Source organism: Novosphingobium indicum, from assembly GCF_014645195.1.
Classification (GTDB): domain Bacteria; phylum Pseudomonadota; class Alphaproteobacteria; order Sphingomonadales; family Sphingomonadaceae; genus Novosphingobium; species Novosphingobium indicum.
The window spans coordinates 1-20,263 of record NZ_BMLK01000005.1; the positions used below are offsets into that span (position 1 = coordinate 1).

Annotated in this window: 17 protein-coding genes; 1 reads left to right on the forward strand and 16 read right to left on the reverse strand. The window is 61.2% G+C overall.

The features are described 5' to 3' along the window. Positions 1-266: 266 nt before the first annotated feature. The 3 genes from dmeF to IEX64_RS06025 all read right to left on the reverse strand — a co-directional run bounded on the left by dmeF (position 267) and on the right by IEX64_RS06025 (position 4,105). Positions 267-1,214 carry a CDF family Co(II)/Ni(II) efflux transporter DmeF gene (gene dmeF / locus IEX64_RS06015; RefSeq protein ID WP_188818788.1) on the reverse strand — a complete coding sequence of 316 codons (948 nt, stop codon included), beginning with the start codon at positions 1,212-1,214 and terminating at the stop codon, positions 267-269. 288 nt (positions 1,215-1,502) lie between these two features. Next, positions 1,503-3,404 carry an FTR1 family protein gene (locus tag IEX64_RS06020; RefSeq protein ID WP_188818956.1) on the reverse strand — a complete coding sequence of 634 codons (1,902 nt, stop codon included), beginning with the start codon at positions 3,402-3,404 and terminating at the stop codon, positions 1,503-1,505. Between the two features lie 56 nt (positions 3,405-3,460). Then, positions 3,461-4,105, reverse strand: coding sequence for a cation efflux transmembrane domain-containing protein (locus IEX64_RS06025; RefSeq protein ID WP_188818789.1), 645 nt, complete (start codon positions 4,103-4,105; stop codon positions 3,461-3,463). 164 nt (positions 4,106-4,269) lie between these two features. On the opposite strand from IEX64_RS06025, the gene IEX64_RS06030 reads away from it, so the two are divergent. Further along, positions 4,270-4,686: a MerR family transcriptional regulator gene (locus IEX64_RS06030; RefSeq protein WP_188818790.1), complete on the forward strand. Its 417-nt coding sequence runs from the start codon at positions 4,270-4,272 to the stop codon at positions 4,684-4,686. Between the two features lie 449 nt (positions 4,687-5,135). On the opposite strand, the gene IEX64_RS06035 is transcribed toward IEX64_RS06030, so the two are convergent. From IEX64_RS06035 to IEX64_RS06095, 13 genes are all read right to left on the reverse strand, one after another. Next, a complete protein-coding gene (locus IEX64_RS06035; protein ID WP_229710097.1) occupies positions 5,136-5,750 on the reverse strand; it encodes a methyltransferase family protein in 615 nt (204 codons plus the stop codon). Between the two features lie 386 nt (positions 5,751-6,136). After that, positions 6,137-6,940, reverse strand: coding sequence for a universal stress protein (locus tag IEX64_RS06040; protein WP_188818792.1), 804 nt, complete (start codon positions 6,938-6,940; stop codon positions 6,137-6,139). Between the two features lie 134 nt (positions 6,941-7,074). Next, positions 7,075-7,494: a hypothetical protein gene (locus IEX64_RS06045; protein WP_188818793.1), complete on the reverse strand. Its 420-nt coding sequence runs from the start codon at positions 7,492-7,494 to the stop codon at positions 7,075-7,077. Between the two features lie 80 nt (positions 7,495-7,574). Then, entirely contained in the window at positions 7,575-7,958 is a 384-nt protein-coding gene (locus IEX64_RS06050) for a hypothetical protein (RefSeq protein WP_188818794.1), read from the reverse strand. 239 nt (positions 7,959-8,197) lie between these two features. Then, on the reverse strand, positions 8,198-8,683 hold the full coding sequence (locus IEX64_RS06055) for an SRPBCC family protein (RefSeq protein ID WP_188818795.1): 486 nt from the start codon (positions 8,681-8,683) through the stop codon (positions 8,198-8,200). A 20-nt stretch (positions 8,684-8,703) separates the two neighbouring features. Then, a complete protein-coding gene (locus IEX64_RS06060) occupies positions 8,704-9,003 on the reverse strand; it encodes a TFIIB-type zinc ribbon-containing protein (protein WP_188818796.1) in 300 nt (99 codons plus the stop codon). A gap of 143 nt (positions 9,004-9,146) precedes the next feature. Continuing rightward, a complete protein-coding gene (locus tag IEX64_RS06065; protein ID WP_188818797.1) occupies positions 9,147-10,637 on the reverse strand; it encodes a TolC family outer membrane protein in 1,491 nt (496 codons plus the stop codon). Then, entirely contained in the window at positions 10,637-13,123 is a 2,487-nt protein-coding gene (locus IEX64_RS06070; RefSeq protein ID WP_188818798.1) for a heavy metal translocating P-type ATPase, read from the reverse strand. The genes IEX64_RS06065 and IEX64_RS06070 overlap by 1 nt, the downstream gene beginning before the upstream one ends. A 202-nt stretch (positions 13,124-13,325) precedes the next feature. Continuing rightward, entirely contained in the window at positions 13,326-13,796 is a 471-nt protein-coding gene (locus IEX64_RS06075; RefSeq protein ID WP_188818799.1) for an SRPBCC family protein, read from the reverse strand. Positions 13,797-13,928: 132 nt separating this feature from the next. After that, positions 13,929-14,273, reverse strand: coding sequence for a DUF190 domain-containing protein (locus tag IEX64_RS06080; protein WP_188818800.1), 345 nt, complete (start codon positions 14,271-14,273; stop codon positions 13,929-13,931). Between the two features lie 11 nt (positions 14,274-14,284). After that, a complete protein-coding gene (locus tag IEX64_RS06085) occupies positions 14,285-17,530 on the reverse strand; it encodes an efflux RND transporter permease subunit (protein ID WP_188818801.1) in 3,246 nt (1,081 codons plus the stop codon). A 3-nt stretch (positions 17,531-17,533) separates the two neighbouring features. Next, positions 17,534-18,694, reverse strand: a complete 1,161-nt coding sequence (locus IEX64_RS06090) for an efflux RND transporter periplasmic adaptor subunit (protein WP_188818802.1) — start codon at positions 18,692-18,694, stop codon at positions 17,534-17,536. Positions 18,695-18,920: 226 nt separating this feature from the next. Next, positions 18,921-20,231 carry a TolC family protein gene (locus IEX64_RS06095; RefSeq protein WP_188818803.1) on the reverse strand — a complete coding sequence of 437 codons (1,311 nt, stop codon included), beginning with the start codon at positions 20,229-20,231 and terminating at the stop codon, positions 18,921-18,923. Between the last annotated feature and the right edge of the window lie 32 nt (positions 20,232-20,263).

Here is a 20,263-nt window from a genome sequence, read left to right on the forward strand (position 1 = left end):
CAGAAGAATGCCAGAACTACTTCAGAAAAGCAGGCTATGCGTCAGATTAAACGTGCGTTGCTCTAACCCATGCACGAATTCCTCGGCAAGCGGCTTTCAAGTCGCAGCAAGAATTTGGTACATCGGGCGATTGTGGCCGAAGCGATAGACGAGGAATGCGCGGCGTGGCTCATCATCAACGCCTTCGTTCGCCAGCAAGTTGCGTAGGCAAAAAAGGCCGCGAGAGTGCTGGCTGGAGGCTCTACACTCGCGGGGAACCGAACTGATTAAGCCGCCTTGAGTTCAGGGTGCTCGCCCCGGCATTTATGAATTTCGACGGTGACGTGGACATACTCCTCGTGAATCAAGAGCCGGGCGGCATACTCCGTCGGTTCCAAGGGTTCGGCGGCAACGAGCGAAACAACCGCAGCAAATTTCCCCGGTCCTACTCGCCAGATGTGCAGGTCGGTGACCGACGCGTCTCCATCTTCAATGGTCTCACGGACCTCCGCGAATTGGGCGCTGTCGGCATCGGCATCGACCAGCACAGCCGCGGTATCCCGCAGCAAGGACCATGACCATCGCCCGATAACCAGCGCTCCGACAAGACCCATCGCAGCATCCATCCAAGCCCAGCCGAGATATCGACCGGCAAATAGTGCAATGATTGCCAATACGGAGGTCAGTGCATCGGCCAGAACATGAAAATAAGCGGATCGCAGGTTGTTGTCGGTATGCGTGTGGTCGTGACCGTGATCGTGTCCGTGCACATGGTGATGAGCGGCACCTAATAGCCAAGCGCTCAGTAGATTGACGAGAAGCCCGAGGACCGCAATCCAGATGGCCTCGCTGTAAGCAATTGCCTGAGGGCTAATGAGGCGTTGGAATGACTCTACAGCGATCCCGATGGCGAAGATCGCCAATACCACCGCACTGGCAAATCCTGCGAGGTCGCCAATTTTACCGGTTCCAAGGGTGAACCTGGGATTGTCAGCGTGTCGCCGGGCAAACCAGTACGCGAAAGCTGCAACTCCAAGCGCGCCAGCATGCGTCGCCATGTGAATGCCATCGGCAAGGAGAGCCATAGATCCGGTCAACAGGCCAGCGACGATCTCGACGACCATCATCGCTGCGGTCAGCATTACGACATACCGCGTCCGGCGCTCGTTGGCGTCGTGATAGGTGCTCAGGAAATTGTGGCTATGAGCAAAGTCGCTCAAGTCGTTGTGATGCATGAGAATACCTTGGTGACTACGATGTCTGATCGGAGATAGAGGATATTCCAGCTGACAGGCGTTGAGCAACCTTTGAAGAGTCGGTGATTTCTTGGGGATGACCTGTCAGGACTGGCTGAAATTTCCGATCATTCTGACCGCCGGCGTCGACGTGGAAGGCCTTCAGCATGGGCGCTTTCAAGTGCGGAAGGGTTGCCCAACAAAATGGCAAACACCATCATGGCGAATTCTCCCGGCGTTGCGTCTGCTTGCACGACGTTGCGCGGGGAGCGGCGCGCCGCAGCATCTCTATTCAACAGCGCTACGAACGACATTTTTGCGTCCGTTGTACCAGAACCCGATCCAAAGGCTCACAACCGTCAGAAGCTGGAGAAGCAGCGGCTGCAATGCTGGAAAAATGCCGAGCATCGACAGTCTGGGCACATATGCGACCGGCGTGATGTCGATCAGGCCTGCTTCTTGAAGTGCAGCCGTCCCCTTGCCAGCGAGAACCACCGCGAGGACGGCGATGAGTGCCGAACTGTAAGTGAAGAATTTCCCGATGGGCAGCGAACGGCTGTAGCGCAGCATGGCCCAGGCGATTGCCGCGAGGAACGCAATCGCAGCGGCAGTACCTGCCGCGATGACGCTGCCGCGTCCCTGCGCCGCCAACGCCGCGAAGAAGAGGATCGTCTCGAAGGCTTCGCGATAGACGACAAGGAAAGCGAGACCGAATAGGAACCACGCCGAACTGCGCGACAGAGCCTTGCCGAGCACCTTGTCTATGTAGCGCTGCCAGCTCTCGGCTTGCGACTTGCCATGCATCCAGATGCCGACAGAGACGAGCACTACCGCCGCAAAGAGCGAGCCGAAGCCTTCCGTGAGTTCCCGGCTCGCGCCGCTGATCCCGATCGCATAAGTGGCGACCGCCCAGGTCGCTCCGCCCGCAACGAGCGCCGCAATCCAACCGCCATGAACATAGGGCACCACTTCGGGTCGGTCGGCCTTGCGAAGAAAGGCGATCATCGCAACGACGATCAGCAGCGCCTCTAGTCCTTCACGCAAGAGGATGGTGAGCGCACCGATAAAGGTCGAAGCGTCGCTCGCCGCATCAGGTGAAAGAACAGCCTCAACATCCGCAAACAGGCTTTCAAGCACGGCTTCTTTTCCGGCAAGCTCCTCAGCGGTGACACCGCGTCTGATTGCGGCGCGGTATTCGCCCATCGCACCCTCGATACGCGCCATGAGCGTCGCGTCTCGCGCCGCCAGGATTGGCTCCACCGGCTCGAACCCGTCGAGATAGGCGGAGAGAGCCAACCGCTTGGCTGCTTGCCTGTCGCCCTCGCGATAGGCAGCGAGGCTCTGCCTGAGCTTTTCGCGCGCGACAGTGAGCGAAGCTGGCGTCGCCACGTTGAGTGCCTGCGGGTTCGCACGCAGATAGCCCATAGCGGCGTCGGCCTTGTCCTGGTCGATGGTGCGGCCAAGGTTCTCGGGCGTCATGGTGGCCAAGGTCTGGAGGTCGGGGATGCGCTGGCGCAGGGCCAGGTCGCTTTTCCAGAAGCGCTCACCGGCAGCCGCATCCTTGAAAGCCAGGCTTCCTACATAGGTTGCCAGCGCCCACCTATCTTGGGAGGGCATGTCCGCGAAGCTCTGCATGGCAGTGCCGTCGAGTCCCTGATCGATCACCTGGTAAAGCGCGAACAGGCTGCGCTTGCGCGCGCGCTCAGTATCAGTGAAGGCGATCGGCGGCGGGTCGAGCCCTGCGGCCTGCGGACCGTGGCCATCACCGTTTGCGCCGTGGCAACTTGCACAATGCTCTGCGTAGAGCGCCGCGCCACGAGCCGGATCAGGAGCCTTTGCTGGCGCGAGTGGCACCGGATAAGCAGCGAGCAGGTCGCTCGCCAGAGAGCGTGCCTTTTGCGCGACAATATCAGGGGCTGCCTTGGACGCTATTGCGGTCTGGAGCCCTTCCGCTTCGACAATGAGCCGCGCGCGCTCGGCCTTCGCGGGAAGCGCCGCGATGCCGCTCCGGATCGTCGCGGAGAACTCGGTCATCTCGGCATATTCAGCCGAGCTGGTGACGCGACCGTTCGACACTGCGCCACCGTAATCGACTGCCACATAATCGAGCAGTCTCCAAACGGTCTGAGCCTCACCGGCTTCCGCCCGCGCGCCAGCGGGATTGAGCATGAGACCGGCAAATACGGTCATAAGGCTGACAAGAAAGCGAAGGCGGAATGGGACAGGCACGCGTGAAACTCCGAAGGTCAGGACGCCAGAGCCAGTTGATGCAGCTCGGCACGCGCACTGCGGAGAATCTCGAAGGCGGAATGAAGGAAGAGCGCCGCGATCACGGCGGCGACCGTCAGGTCGGGCCAGGCGCTGTTGGTCAAGGCGACCAGGCCGGCAGCCGCGATCACGGCAACATTGGCGAGGGCGTCGTTACGGCTGAACAGCCAGACCGCACGGACATTCGCATCACCTTCACGGAAGCGTGAAAGGACGAATGCCGATGCGCCATTGATGACAAGCGCGATAATACCGATGCCCCCCATCAGATCGGCATCGGGAGCAACGGCGGTCAGTGCGCGCCAGAATGCGACCCCGATCACGCCAAGACCGAGGGTCATAAGGAATATTCCCTGCACGAGCGCGATGCGCGCGCGCACCGCCGCAGCCCAGCCGAGTGCAATCAGTCCGACAAACGTGATTGTCCCGTCCCCGAGGAAGTCGAGCGCATCGGCCTTGAGCGCCTGACTGTCGGCAATGAACCCGCCGACGATCTCGCATGCGCCGAAGCCCAGATTGAGCAGCACGACGATCCACAACGCTCGCCGATACGCTGGATCGTGTTCAGCGCGATTGCTGTCTCCGGTGCAGCCGCAGCCGCCTGATTGATTCGAATCCACCATGGCCGCCTTCTACAAGCTCCAGCTACTGTAGAAGCAAGCATTTTTGCGAATCGTTCGCGATATGCGTTTTTTCCGGCACATCAACTCGGTCATCTCCGGCGCAACACGGTTGGATTAAAGCATGAAAGTCCGTAAGTTCTCCGGCGACTGGAGGATCAAGTCTTATGACGAAGCGGCTGGCGATTGGCGACCTGGCGCGGCAGACTGGCACCAAGGTAAATACCATTCGGTTCTACGAGGAAATTGGCCTCCTCCCGCTTCCCAACCGCACTGCATCGGGGCGGCGGACCTATGTCACGGCTGACGTTCGTCGTCTCGCGTTCATCCGGCACGGACGCGGGCTTGGCTTCTCTATCGATGAGATACGCTCCCTGCTTGCTCTTGCCGATGAGCCTGAGCGCGATTGTGCCGAAGCTACAGTTATTGCAGAAAAGCATCTTCTCGACATTGAAGCGCGAATTGCGCGCCTCGAAACATTGCGCGATGTGCTGGCGAAGATCGTCGTTTCCTGTGAGGGGGGCTGCGTTGGAGATTGCCAGGTGATCGAAGCGATCGCTGGCGCAGAAATGCCTATCGAGTGAAGTCCTCAATAATCAGAAGGTGATGGCTCTGAAAGGCGCTACGCTCTCGTCGTGTGGACTTCAGCAACCCTGAAACTATTGTCCCTTGCATGCCTGTTCGCGTTTCCGCTTGACTTTGCCGAGCGCATTGAGTTCACGCCCCTGCGGAAAGGACTTCGTACCGATCTGGGGGGTTGTCTGCGACTGGATGGCGTTCAAGGGGCACTTTCGTACCCCAGTGTCTGACGTTCACTTTCAAAGCGACCTTTACTTCAGACTATGGACCGGTAGCCAGGGCGAGACCGGTCGGAGCATCCAAAGGCGGAACACCGATCTGCGACATCTATGGCAATGGGTCGGAGAGCGGCGATATTCCAGCTGCCGAAGGCGCGCGCGCTGTCCAGCAGCAGGCCATTTATCCAAACTTGGGGCGGAGAAACACGAAATGTAAGAGTCTTGGGATCAGACACTTATTGTTTTTTCTCGGATCCCTGTGCCTCATCCACCAGGTTTCTCCACTTTCCCCAACGGGGAATGAACATCGGTACCCGGGACTGGTAGGTTCGGTAGGCGTTTCCGAACAGGGTTACCATGCGACGTTCCTCGCTGCGCGCAAGAAGAAAATAGGCGATCACAATCAAAGGGAACAGGCCAACCGAGAAGAGCGTCGGCCAGTGAACGACCCCTTCGCCAAAGAGCGCCAGGAACAAGCCCAAATACTGCGGATGCCTGACGAACCTGTACAGCCCGTCCGTCACGAGTTGGTCCTCTTGACGAGCGCGATGGACCTCTCGCCAGCCCTGGATGAAGATACCTATGCCGATAAATGCGAGGCCGTAGCCCAGAATCATCGAAATCAACATGCCCGTTTCGCCGACACTGGCAAGTGTCGACCAAAGGCTTGCGCTGACATATTCCCTGTCGAGGCCAAACGAACGCACCAGCAAGTAGATTGTCAACGGGAAACCATACATTTCTGCATAAAGTGCGATGATAAAGGCCTGGACCAGACCCGCACCCGCCCATTCCCGCCAAGCCTGCGGAGCAAAATATCGGTAGAATATCCAGGATACCACTACGATCATTATCGCCGCGAGGCCCCACCCGAATGTTCCCATGATATCCCCCTAATGTTGGTGCAATGGCATGCGTCTAGCGTTGTGCCCTGCAGAAATACTGATCGTTGTCCATTCAGCGGACTAAGACGCGCCAGCGGATGAAATCTTACAGGTTCGCTGAAAGCGGAGTTCAGGTGAGACCTTCAGGTGGCAGAGCATTCGGCGCCACGCAATGCGGGCCGACTTTCCGAAAGGCGGGCATGCCTTCCGTCCCAGTCGGACACCTGCGATAGGTTCTGTAAGTCGGACCTGCGAAAGAATGCCAACCACGGCAAGTTTGCAAGTGGTTCAAGAGCTTCTGACATATCATGTATTTGATCCTCGGCATTCGCTGGAGCAGGCAGATACGGCATCTAATGAGCCATAAACCAGGACAGGCCTCCAGTCCTGAGCAACTCTCTGGTGACACCACCCCAAACGCGCTCGGCGATCGGTCCGCGACTGTAGGCACCTGCGACGATCAGATCTGCTGTCTCCCGATGTGCGTGGCAAATCAGATCCGCGCCCACACCATATTCGGAACGCGAAAGGTGGAGATGGCCAGCTGAAACGTTATGTCGACTTAGATGCGCGGCAACCGATTCAAGGCGCGGGCCGTTTATTTCGTCTCCCACACCGACGACGGTCACCTTGTCCGCGCGCTCCAGGATCGGCAATGCATCGTGCAAGGCGCGCCGCGCCTGCGGGCAATCTTTCCACAACACAAGAACATTGGAAAAATGACATGACGCTATGGCCCCGCCTGTCCGTAGCACGGGGGTCCCCGAATTCAGCGCAAGCGCGGCTGGTTCAGCCATAACACAGCCATTGTCTTCGGATTCGCTGGTAATCAGAAGATCGGCGGCCAGAAGGTGCTCTTGCAGGGCGCTGGCCGGGTCACGGATCCCCTCACACCATTCCACGTCAATCGATGCGTCCGGGAAAACTTTCTTGAACGCTGTTCTCGAAGAATCCAGGGATTCCTGCATCTCCTGCGCTTTGATCTGAACAGATAAACTATTCCCTGAAAGGGCATCCGTGAAACGCGCCTTTGGCCAAGCATAGGCGGCGACGAGCAACTTTGCGTCAAACGCGACGGCAAACGCACGCGCTAGTTTAAGCGTCTGCTCAATGTTATTCTTGGGGCACGCATCTATAACTATATCCCGATAACTCACGGACCATCTCCATACGAAAGGCGTTTTGATTCGAATAATTCCGCGTTCTAAAACGCTCTAGCGAAATGAAATAACAGGCTGGCACTCAGATCCTCGCCATCTGAGACCTCGCAATCTTACACCCCGCACACATCTCAATCGAGCCGGTCAGGTTTTTGCCGGTCTGGCGCGGCACGATACTCAACCCTGACTGACCCGATCTCGAGCGGCGTTGATGTGCGGAGGAACGCGGTAAAGGTCACCGACGGGCTGCCGCGCGGTGAAAGCGTCCCCCATCGTGTATCGACGGTTACCGGCGGGCGGCGATCCTCAAACAAGCCCTGGACATGAAGATGGCCCCAGATGGGACGAGAGAGTGGTGCCTGCCGCCTGACCCTACCGGTAACAAGTAGGCCTTTTTCATGTGCGTAGCTCCTGACGCCGTAAATGGCCAGTTGCCTGCCGGGAAGTGTAATGACGGAGGTTTCCAATCGCGGACCGTAGCTGCAGGCGGAGAGAAATAGAACACAGGCCAAAGAGCGCGCGCGGTTTCCCGGCAAACGAATCTTGCTCATGGTTTTAAACCTTCCGCGCATGTGAAGGCGTCTCCGGGAAACTGCGTCGCACCCGTGTGCTTCCAACGGCGTGGAGGTTTTCAGCCGCGCTTGCACAGGATCGGCTCGCGGTCGGTTTCTTCAAGCGTCAGATCCTTTCCCGAGAGCATGATGTTCATCCGCTCTCCAAGAAAAATCCGACCTTGTGCCGCAGCTGACAGACGCAGTGCTGGACCATCCGGAGATCGGCGCACCATCATCGACAAGCCGTCTTGAAGGATGTCGATGTATAGCACCTGCCCGCCCTCACAGCGATAGGAATGGCTTTCTCCGATGGGCGGTGTCGAGGCATTGTCCGAGCCGCGCTGATCATCGGTTCCTGCGCCGGAGCACGCGGCCACCAAGCCGGCGACCAGAATAGGAAGGACGATCCGCACTCCGGCGCGATACGCGTCACATTTACGCGCTTTAATTGCCTGGGTCATAGTGCAACTCACTCTCTCGACAATATTCTTGCAAAATATGCAACAATGGTGCCGCCGTGGGCACGCGGGGGCGGGAGGCGTGCCCACGGCGTGGTCCTGCGCGGGCGGAGTGTGCTCGTCTTGCGGAGCCCTTTCACTTCTTTCCGAGGACCAAAGGAATAGGTTGCGGCGTGGATTTGCCGATTTCTCGGTGTCTATCCCATTCGACCAGTGCAGATTGACCTATGTTCATATCTTTCCTATCGATCAGGGCGAAAGCCCTTGCGAGCCCGAGGCTTGTTGGATTTTGGCTTCGACAGCACACGCGTCAGCCGTCTTTGCAAGAGACGATCCGTTGCTTTCAGCATTCCCTGGAAGTTTCGCCGCAGCCCCCTGAGCGGCAGAAGAGATAGGAGCCCAGTGCATCGATAGCTATGGACCAGTTTCGAGCCGACCGGATCATGGCCTATCGAGAAGCGCTCCTCGAGCGTCATCAGCCAGCCAAGACGAAGCTGGAATGCGAGCCGAGTGCCTTCGTCGCATTCGGCCACTACCGAATCCATGGTCCAGAATCGGTCCTTGCGCGGATCGATCCTGAAGGAATATTGAACGACACTCTTCGGAACCGGCAGCCCAGTGGGCCGGGTATAAGGATGCCAGAATTTATAGTCCTCAAACCTGGACAGGACCGGCCAGACTTTTGCCGGTGACGCATGCAAGATCGTCTCGTTGATCTCTTCGATCATGCGCGCCTCCACAAACCGGCTCAATCGAACAAATCGGCGAGAAAGCCGCGCCGGCGCCTGTGTCCGTGATGGTCGGACCGGTGATGCGCACGGGATTCACGTTCCGAGGTTTCAGCCTGCGGCCAAGCGGCGCGACCAGTACGTGGAGCCGTTATCCATTCCGATCGCGCAATGATCTTGTCGAGTTCGCCGCGATCGAGCCAAACGCCGCGGCATTGCGGGCAGAAGTCGATCTCGACGCCTTGTCGCTCGGACATCGAAAGGGGTAGGCGGCAAACGGGGCAGAGCATTCCTTGCTGCAAAGAAGGTTGGGAATTCATTGTCGTTCTCCGCTCTGATTCGTTTCACCAATATTGAAGGGTGGATCGGCTCGCTCGTCGAGCACGCCTCGGCCCAGGTTTGAACAATTGCATGAGCGCTGCCGAACAGCTCCGCGAACGCGGTCGCGATTGAGCTGGCCGTCTCATTTCATGTCCCCTTCTGCCCCCTTGGCCCTCGTTCCTTCGCCTCGGCCGGGGACGTGAGTTTCGAGCACTGGGCCCGACGGGCGCAGTGTAATTCTCCCGGCACCATAAGGCGGATTGACAGAAGGGGCCTGTGGACTCTGAGGCGCCAGTTTGCTGAAGCCGGGCTCGAACAGCGTTCCGCCGAAGAGATTGAGATCGCGCGCCTCGGCGCGTCCCATTGCGGCGAGCAGAGTGAAGCCGGCGACATAGGCGTCACGTTCAGCGGTAACGAACTGGACGCGACTGTTGAGAAGCTCCTGCTCGGCGTTCAGCACGTCGAGCACATTGCGCGCTCCAACTGTATTTTCGGCGCGCACCCCCTCGAGCGCGAGCTCGTTGGCGGAAACCGCGGATTTCGAGGCTTCAATGACCGCAAGAGTTGCCCGATAGCGCGAAAAGGCCGCACGAGTTTCCGCAACGACACGGCGCTCGACGAAAATGATCTGCTCGAGCGCCTGGCCTGACAGCGCATTCGCGCGCCGCACCTCCGCCGCAGGCAGACCGCCCTGATACAGCGGGATGGTGGCGGACAGGCCGACCGTCGCCGTCGTCTGCGCCTGCCGAAAGGTCAAGCCTGGAAGCGAACTGGTCAGCGAGCCAAGATAGTTATTATAGCCGCTACTGGCGACCGCCGATAGCCGGGGCAGCCGAGATGCTGCCGCGACCCTTACGTCGTAGCGTGCCCCACTGGCATCCGCTTTGGCCGCCAAAAGCTGAGGGTTGCTCTCGACGGCAATGTTGACGGCCTCTTCGGAGGTTGCGGGAAGGCCGGGCAATGCAGGCGGCGGCTCAAGGGCGCGCGCCGGCAGACCGACGAAGCGCAGATAATTTTCAAGACTAGTGTCCAGTTGGGCTGTGGCTTGGTCCAACTGCCCGATGGCGACGGACAGCCGCGCCTCGGACTGGGCGACATCGGTTCTGGTCAGGTCACCGATCTCGAAGCGGTCGCGTGAGGCCTGGAGATTGGTTTCGAGCACCGCCACGTTGCGGACGTTGAATTCGACGACAGCGCTGTCGCGCAAGACATCCATGTAGACCGAGACGATGGCGGTGAAAACATCAGCTTCGGTCGCGCGCAGGTTGGCCCTTCCCGCTTCAACGCGCGCATCGGCGGCACGGATTGAATTCTTGACCTGACCGCCCTGGTAGAGCGGCAAGGACAATCTGGCATTGGCGCTCGCTGCCCGTAACGGAGCAGAGAAGCTGTTCGAAGACCGGACAACGAACTCCTGATAATCGGCGGTTGCGCTAAGGTTGGGTCGCGCCGCCGCCTTGGCGATTGGCACGCCCTCATCGATCGCGCGAAGGCCGGCGCGTGCGCCGGTGAGGCTGGGGTTGGTTCGATAAGCTGCAATGAGCGCCTCGCGAAGGGTATCCGCGCGCACGGTTGTCGCGCACAGAAGAGGAAGCGACGCGAACGCAAATTTCAGAGCTGCTTTCCCGGCCATCACGCGATCTCCCCGTTGTCGCGGTAGACTAGGAGACGAAGCGCGTTGAAGACGACAATCAAAGTCGACCCTTCGTGAGCCGCAACCGCCGGCCCGATCCCGAGCCCGAGAATGGTCGCGGGGATGAGCAGTGCCACGACCCCGAGGCTGACGACCAGATTTTGCCGGATGATGCTGCGCGTCGAACGGCTGAGACCTACGGCAAAGGGCAGATGCGCGAGGTTGTCAGCCATCAGGGCGACATCGGCAGTCTCAAGCGCGACATCGGACCCGGCCGCACCCATTGCGACGCCGACCGTCGCGCTTGCCAGGGCAGGCGCGTCGTTGACGCCATCGCCCACCATCGCCACGGGCATTTCATCGCGAAGCCGCTTGATCGCCTCGACCTTGTCCTCCGGCATCAGGTCGCCCCAGGCTTCGCCGATGCCGACCTCGGCGGCGATCGCAGTGGCGACGCGCTGATTGTCGCCAGAGATCATGATCATCCGGCGGATGCCCAGGGCTTTGAGCCGCTCGATCGTAACCTTGGCGGCACTGCGAGGCGTGTCCATCAGACCGATGGCGCCCAGGTCGCGCTCGCCCATGCGGACCACCATGGTGGTCCGCCCCAGCAGGCGCAGGCGTTCGATGGCTTGCGTCATTTCGTCCGAAAGCGTGGCAACGCCGTTGCTTCCGAACATTTCGGCCTTGCCGATGAGGACGGCTTCACCATCGACCTTTGCCTCTACGCCGCGGCCGGTAAGGCTCTTGAGGTCGGTCGCGACCGTAACCGGTTTGCCGTTAAGAAATTGATGGCCGTCGCGCGCGATGGCGGTGGCCAGGGGATGATCGCTGAGGCTTTCCACCGCCACAGCGATCGCCATGAGCTGCTCGTCCTTTACGCCATTCGCCGGAACAACATCGGTGATGCGCGGCCTCCCCTCGGTGAGCGTGCCCGTCTTGTCGAACGCCAACGCATTCAGCGAGCCCAGAGTTTCAAGCGGTCCGCCGCCTTTTATCAGTACGCCCCCGCGCGCCGCGCGCGCTACGCCCGACAAAACGGCGCTCGGCGTGGCAATGGCGAGCGCGCAGGGGCTAGCCGCAACGAGCACGGCCATCGCCCGATAGAAGCTATCGCGGAACGGTTCGTCGATGACGACCCAGGCGAACAGCAGAACGACCACGAGAGCGAGGACGGAGGGCACGAAAGCACGCTCGAAACGGTCGGTGAATCGCTGGGTTGGCGATTTTTGCGTTTCGGCCTCGCTCACCATTTTGACCACCTTGGCCAATGTCGTGTCGGCGGCAAGGCGAGTAACGGCGATTTCAATTGCTCCCGGACCGTTGATGGTGCCCGCGAATACGCGGTGCTGGGCGGGAACCTTGTCGGGCTGGGCTGCCGCCTGGGCGCGGTCCGGCACCGGCTCCTTATCGACGGGGACGCTTTCGCCCGTGACCGGGGCCTGGTTGACGCTCGATCGCCCGACCACCACGAACCCGTCTGCTGCCAGCCGTTCATTGGGCTTTACGACTACGGTGTCGCCAATGACGAGTTCCTCGACGGGAACTTCGCTCAGACCGCCATCGCCGCGCCGAACCATGGCCGTGCGCGGGGCGAGCTCGGCCAACGCCTCGATCGCGCGTTTGGCCCGGCCCATGGCGTAATGTTCGAGCGCATGCCCGAGGCTGAACAGGAACAGGAGAAGAGCGCCTTCGGCCCAGGCGCCCAAGGCAGCGGCGCCCGCTGCCGCCACGAGCATCAGCGTGTCGATCTCGAAACGTTTCAGGCGCAGATTCTCGATTGCTTCGCGAAGGGTGAACCACCCGCCGAAAACATAGGCAGCGAGATAGCAGACGATCGGAATCCAGGCAGGTACCGCCGTCAGCTTCTCGATCGCAAATCCGGTCGCGAGCGCGCCGCCGCAAATCAGCGCGAAGATCAACTCGGTATTGGCACCGAAGACTCCGCCATGGGTATGCTCATGTTCCCCTTCGGCGTGATCGTGCTCGGCATGATTGTGACCTTTCGTCGGGGCTGTCGCTGAAGCTGCGCCGATTTCCGGCCGTGCGCGGACACCCATCTGGGCCAGCGCCTTGCGAATTTCCGCCTCCGGCAGTCGGGATCGGCTGAATTCGATGCTGATGGCGCCCGCCGCGCTCGCCTCGGCTTCGACGATCCCCGGCATTTTGCGAAGCCGACCGGCGACCGTGCGGGCCTTGCGGGCGTGGGTCAGTCCATCGACCGACCAGTGGATATGCTGATATTTTTCGGTGAGCGCAGCGCCGGCGCCTTTGGCGATTTCGCGCACCCGCTCGAGCGACAGGATGGCCGGATCATAGTGAATGCAGAGTTGTGCCGGCGTATCGTCGTGGCTCGCCACGACGTGCGCTTCCTGGATACCAGTGCGGCCTCGCAGTTCAATTGTCAGCCTGTCTATGCAGCGATCAGCCTCATCTTTGACTTCCGGGAGCAGAAGCGGAATGTCGAGACGCACTTGATCCGTCATGGCCGCTCTCCTCTTCCGCTCGGCGCGCGCGTGGGAAAGCGCAGCACCGAAGCTGTTGGTTCTCGCTGATGGTGAGGTGCGGGCGCGTCGAACGCCCGCACCTCATGACGTTGACTCTGGCGGAAACCAAAAGATTCGAACCTGCCAGAGCCAAGCGAACCGCTGGTCTGGTCGGCCCACGCTCGGGAGTACGGTCCTCCGCTCAAGGACGGCGGGCGCCTTGGTGCGCATAGCGCGATATCACGATCCCCCGCCGAAGATGGCACGCCAACGAAGAGCCGGTCTTGACAAGCTGACGCCGCAAGAGTGGTCTCATGACAAAGTATCCAAGCCCCGAGCCGATACCCGAACAGGACAGCCGGTGCGTGATCTGGGTGCCTTCCGGCAACTTCTCCAGACGAAACCCTTCCTCGATCTGGAGCAGCCCTGTGATCCCCACGCGCCAGGCGAAGTCGGATGGTCGTTTGAGGCGAACAACCCTCGCCTCCGCCGAAATCACCGGATCTGCCCAGCCCGGTTGCCAATAGGCATAAAATAGCTTCCTCGGATCGGCCGGGTCGCTTTCGAGCCCCGTATGCGGATGCCAGTCGCGATAGCGGTCGACGTCGACCAGCACCCGCCATACCCGTGCCAAAGGTGCAGACAATGATATCGAATTTTCTACCGTAAACATAGCGGGTCATCCCACGACAGCCGGAAGCCACCCGGGTTGCACCGGGGGCCACATCAGACACGCGAAGGTAGTGCTGCCTTCCATGCGCGATGCTTGCAGGTTCGCGTGATTCACGTGGGGATCCGATGCGGGTCACGGATTTTTTCCTGGCAGTCCCTGCTTGGCCTTTCCGCCAAGAATTTCCACAGGTTCCAGTGTCATCATTCCGATGTCCGGAATATCGTCGAGTGCGACGGCAAAGCTTCTCAACTTTGGTTCATCGTCGACAATCTCGATGAGGAGTGCCCGGTCGTTTTCGAAGACATGGCGCCGGTGCATGTGTGCCGAGCGGCCGAACCCCAACCGCGCCTCTAGAACCGTGACGCCAGCCAGGCCGGCATCCCTTGCCCGGGATGCAATGACTTCGAACACCCTGCGATCACCAAGATAGGCGCCCTCATCGGTGTATATCCGCAACAGCTTGATTGCTTCAGTCATGATCTTCTCCTTTACGCCGGCTCGGGTGCGGTCGGCTCGACTGGCTCTTCGCGCTTGCGGCGCCTTCCTTCGATTGCACCGAGCACAACCTTTGAGATCGCCGGCAAAACAAGGAGGGTGAGGACCGTCGCGGCGATCAGGCCGCCGATCACCGTGGTCGCCAGCGGCTTCTGAACTTCAGCGCCGGTCCCCGTGGCGATCGCCATTGGTATGAAGCCGATTGCCGGGACAAAGCCGGTCATGATGACCGCGCGCATTTTTTCTGCCATGCCTTCCCGGATTGCCTCAATCAGAGGTAGCCCATGTTCCTGGCGTTCACGAATGGCCGTCATCACAACCAGGCCGTTCAGAACTGAAACACCGGCCAGCACGATAAGCCCAACCGCTGCCGAGACGGAGAAGTTGATCCCGGTTAAGACGAGGGTGAAGATTCCCCCGGCCAATCCCAGCGGCACGGTCAGGAAGACCGCAGTTGCGCGGCCTGCCGATCCAAGGGCCATGAAAAGCAGGACGAAGATGGCGACAAAAGCCAGCGGCACCACAATTGACAGTCGTGCGGTGGCCGCTTGCAAATTCTCGAACTGTCCGCCCCATTCGAGATAGTAGCCAGCCGGCAGCTTCACCTGCGCGATCTTCGCCTGCGCTTCCTGGACGAACGAGCCTGCATCGCGACCTTCCAGGTTCAACTGGACAACGACACGGCGCTTGCCGTTCTCGCGTCTTATCTCATTGAGTCCTTCGGTGAAGCGGATCTGGGCCACTTGCGCGAGCGGGACCTGTCGGCGCACTTCGCCGGGCTCCTCGGGCAGGAGCACTGGCAGCGAGCGGATGTCGTCAAGGTTGACCCGGGTTGTATCGGGCACGCGTACCGTGATGTCGAAGCGCCGATCGCCTTCGTAGAGCAGGCCCGATTCCCGCCCGCCGAGTGCCGCAGCGACCGTATCGGCGACTTCCTGTACGGTCAGCCCGTAGCGCGCGATCATCGCGCGATCGAGTTTCACGTCCAGCACGGGCGCACCGCCGACCTGGTCCGCCTTCACGCTGCTCGCTCCGGGAATCGCCTGCAGCACCCGCACCATCTCGTTGGCGCTCTGCGACATCTTGTCGAGATCGTCGCCATAGAGCTTGATTGCAACGTCGCCGCGTACGCCGGAGATCAGTTCGTTGAAGCGCAGCTCAATGGGCTGGCTGACTTCGTAAAGCTGTCCGAGTAGACCGCCCGAAGCCTTCTCGATGCGTTCAACCACATCGGCCTTTGTCTCGACGCCTGCCGGCCATTGGTCCTGCGGCTTCAGGATAACGAAGCCATCGGAAATGTTCGGCGGCATCGGGTCGGTGGCGACCTCGGCGGTACCCGTCTTGGAGAACATCAGCTCCACCTCGGGAAGCTTCTTGACCGCCTCCTCGACCTTGCGCTGCATCGCCAGGGATTGTTCGAGACTCACCGAGGGCACGCGCGTCGAGGCGAGCGCCAGGTTCTTCTCATCGAGCTGGGGAATGAACTCCGAGCCGAGAAGGCCAAACGCCGGTACAGCCGCCAAGAAGAAGGCGAGACCGCCCAGGATGAACGGCCACGGCCGAGCGAGTGCTTTGTCGAGCAGCGGTCGATAACGATCCTTGCTCTTGCGGATCAGCCACACTTCTTTCTCGGCAACACGCCCGCGAATGAGGATTGCTACCAGTGCGGGCACCAGCGTGATCGAGAGGATGAAGGCGGAGACAAGCGCCAGCATGATGGTGATCGCCATGGGCGAGAAAGTCTTGCCCTCGACACCGGTGAACATCAGAAGCGGCGCGAAGGAGAGGAGGATGATCACCTGGCCGAACACGGTCGGTTTGATCATCTCCTGCGAAGCATGCATCGTTTCTTCGAGCCGCTCCCGAAGCGTCAGCAGCCGTCCTTCGTGTTCCTGACGATGCGCCAGTCGCGCTAGACAGTTCTCGATGATGATCACGGCGCCATCGACGATCAGGCCGAAGTCCAATGCGCCAAGGCTCATCAGATTGCCCGGCACGCGAAACGCATTCATCCCCATCGCCATCATGAGGAACGAAAATGGGATGACGAGGGTCGCGATGATGGCCGCGCGCCAGTTGCCGAGCAGCAGAAACAGCGAAGCTGCGACCAGCAGCGCACCCTCGGTGAGGTTGCGTTCGACCGTCCCCACCGTTGCATTGACCAGCTTGGCGCGGTCGAGCACGATCTTGACTTCGATGCCTGGCGGCAGCGTTTTCGAAACCTGATCGAGCTTGGCGGAAACATCCTGCGCCACGATACGGCTGTTCTCGTCGATGAGCATGAGAACGGTGCCGATCACCGCCTCCTCGCCATTCATGCTGCCCGCGCCCGTACGCAGATCGCCGCCTATCTTGACATTGGCGATCTGGCCGACAGTGATCGGAACGCCGCCGCGCGTTGCCGCAACCGCGTTCCGGATCTCATCGACCGAACGCGCCCGTGCATCGACGCGGACAAGATAGGCTTCGCCGCCGCGGTTGTAAAAGTTGGCGCCGACGGCGAGGTTGGCTTTTTCCAGCGCCTCGCCGAGCTCGCTGTAGGAAATGCCGAAATTGGTCAGCTTGGTCGGATCGGGTTCGACGACGAAGGTTTTCGCGTAGCCACCGATCGAGTCGACACCCGCCACGCCCGGCACCGCCTTCAATTGCGGGCCGATGATCCAGTCCTGCACGGTTCGCAGATAGCCGGCCTTCTGGGCCTCGTCAGTTAACCGGTCCCCCTCTGAAGTGAGATAGCTTCCATCGGGCTGCCAACCGGGCTGTCCGGCAATCTTCTTCGCGCCCTTGCCATCCGGATTGGTATAGCCGACCGTATACATGACGATCTCGCCGAGACCGGTTGTCACCGGCCCGATCTGCGGTTGGACGCCGTCCGGCAGGTTCTCGGTCGCTTGCCTCAGCCGTTCGCCAACCTGCTGGCGCGCAAAATAAAGATCGGTGGATTCCGAGAATATGGCGGTGACCTGGCTGAACCCATTGCGTGAGATGGAGCGCGTCGTTTCAAGCCCCGGAATGCCGGCGAGGGAAATTTCAACCGGATAAGTGACGAGCTTCTCGATTTCTACCGGCGACAAGCGCGGATCGACGGTGTTGATCTGCACCTGGTTGCTGGTGATGTCGGGCACCGCATCGATCGGTAGCTTGGTCAGCTGCCAAATGCCGAGGCCAGCGACCGCGAGGAAGATGAACAGGACCGCCCAGCGTGTGCGGACGGCGAGCGCAATGAGACTTGCAATCACGGTTTATTCCTCCTCGCCCGCGCCCTTGCCGAGCTCGGCCTTGAGCAGGAATGCATTTTGGGTTGCGATCATCTGGCCTGGCTTCAGGCCTGAGACGATCTCAACGCGGCCGGCACTGCGTTGTCCGATCGTCACGTTTTGCGTGCGGAAGCCCTGATTGGTTCGCACGAAGACAACATCTCGTCCTTCAAGGGATTGAAGCGCGTCCTCCGATATGACGATTGCATCTGACACTTCACCGCGGCTCGGCAGGAGGCGGACGCGCACGGCAAGCCCAGGCTGCAGACTTCCCGCCACATCAAGTACAGCCGTGGCGGAACGCGTCTCACCGCCAAGACCAGGCGTAACGGCGCGCACACGAGCGTCTATCGTTCGGCCGCCGGGCAGCTCGATGATGGCCCGGTCGCCGGGAGCAAGCCTCTGGGCGTCAATTGGCCCGACCGTAGCCTCGATTTGCACCTTTGACGGGTCGGCGATGCGGAACAACTCGGTCTCCGGTTGCACGAAGGCGCCAAGACTGACGTTTTCCGCCGTCACCCGCCCGGAGATCGGGCTGGCCACTATCGCGCCGCTGCCATCGCGCGTGACGTTCGCAGCACCGGCGGCAACCTGGGCTCTTCGGGCTTCGGCCGCAGCGACCGCGGCCTCTGCCTGCGCCTGCTCATAGTCGGCGCGGGCGGTTACCTTCTGCTCATAGAGATGGCGCTCCCGAGCGAGCGTGCGCTGGGCCAGAACCGAGCGCGCGTCGGCCGCCGTCCGGTCGGCGGCGATCTGGGCGGCATCTCGACTCTGCACTATGGCCAGCGTTTCTCCTGCGCGTACAGGATCGCCCAGCCGTTTGAGCACTCGCGTGACGGCGCCGCCAGCACGGGCTGTGACGATCGCTTCACCCGCCGGCGTCGCGGTAACCGTGCCCTGCGCGAGGATTTCGGAGCCAAGGCCGCCCGCTTGCGCCGGTTCTACGCCGATGGCAGCCTTGCGGATCGCCTCGTTGGTCATCGCAAGGCTAGCGGTGGGGGCTTCCGCCGTCTCTTCGGCCTTTCCGGCACTTGGCGCTTCCGCAGTAGGCTCCGCGGTGCAGCGCGCGACTGAGAAGCCACCAACTGCTGCGAGCAGAACGGCGCCAGCCACCCCGCCGAGGAGGCGTTTATCTTGTGTGATCATTCAACATCTCCGGATATCGTGTGAGCTGGCTGCGGGAGGGCGCGCGTCCCGGCGAGCCGTGAGGCAGAGGTTAAGGAAAGCGGGATGGTGCCGACTGTCGCATCCGGCACTGCGGGCATGGTGCGTTTCCCGTCAGTTTCGACGTAAGCGTCCTCAGCCCGCAAACGTGCATGAAAAACAGCCGGTCCAAGCATTGGGCGGTGGCCGTCGTTTGCGACAAGCTGGTTCATAGCCCCATGTCCACTTCGCTCGCCGCCGCTGCCTGGCGCGCTAGCGTGGCTTGAGCTTCCGCCCGTGCGCGGCGCGCTGCGATCAGTTCGGCCTGGGTTGAGGCATAGGCCTGCTGAGCATCAAGCAGCTCGAGCAGCGAGGATTTGCCGGCCCGGTACGATAGCTGGGCCAGCCGCAACGCCTCGCGCGCCTGGCCGATGCCGCTGGCCTCAAGTGCTGTGACGCGGGCCTCGGCGGCTGCCAGTGCTGCACGTGCGTTGGCGATTTCCGCCTGGGTGTTGGCAAGAACACTGTTGCGCCGCGCCTCGGCCGATTGAGTTCCCGACCGCGCGGCTGCGATGTTGCCTTGGTTGCGATCGAACACCGGCAGCGGCACCGAAAGGCTGGCTATCAGCGCTCGATCGCCGGTTTGGCGGAGCTGGCGCACCCCCACACCAATCGACGGATCGAGCCGGCCGTCTGCGCGGGCTTGTCGCAGTTGCGCATCAGCGATGACTCGCTCGGCTTCTGCAAGGCGCACGTCAAGCGTCGCCACAGCATCCACGTTTCTGGGCGGTGCCAGCATATCGCTGCCGCTAAGCTCGGCCGGCGGAATATCGACGCCAAAGAGCGCCGCAAGTGAGCGTCGCGCGGCGGCTTCATCGGCTTCGGCCGCACGGAGCGCCGCCGTCGCCTGTGCGAGGGCCGCATCGGCGCGCAGGCCCCGCAGCGGCGGCTCCTTTCCCGCCTCGACAAGTTCGCGCGCGATCCGCGATAACTCGCGCGCTCTCATTTCATTTTCGCGCGCAAGCGCCAGATTGTCGCGCGCGGCTACACCAAATGCGAAGAGATTGCGGACCTGTTGGCCAAGTTCGGCACGTGCAATCGCGAAGCGATATTCCTGTGCGGCAAGTTCGGCCTCGGCAAGCGTCATCCGCGCCCTTCGCCTGCCGCCGATGTCGAGCCTCTGATTGACCGAGACCGTCGTTTCGGTGCCGTTGAAGCCCGAATAGGGGCCCGTGCCGGCGAAATTTTCGACGTCAACGCTCAGGACCGGATTGAACCGGAGCTTCGCCTGGCGCAGCCGTCCGCGTGCGGCTTCGACTTCGGCACGCGCAGCCGCGAGCGCCGGAGACCGCGCCTCGGCTTCTTCTAGGGCTTCGGCAAGGGTCAGCCTTGACGGTAGCGGTCCGGTCCGGACCGCAACAGCGGCCTCCGGGGCCGGCGGTCCCGCTATTTGAGACGCCGTCGGCTGCGCGGCAGCGGGCGTGGCGCTGAATGCCGCCACGAGCGCCGCAACCGAGGCGGCGGCAGATATGCGATGCATGAAGAAACGACTCCTGACAAACCAAACAGGTG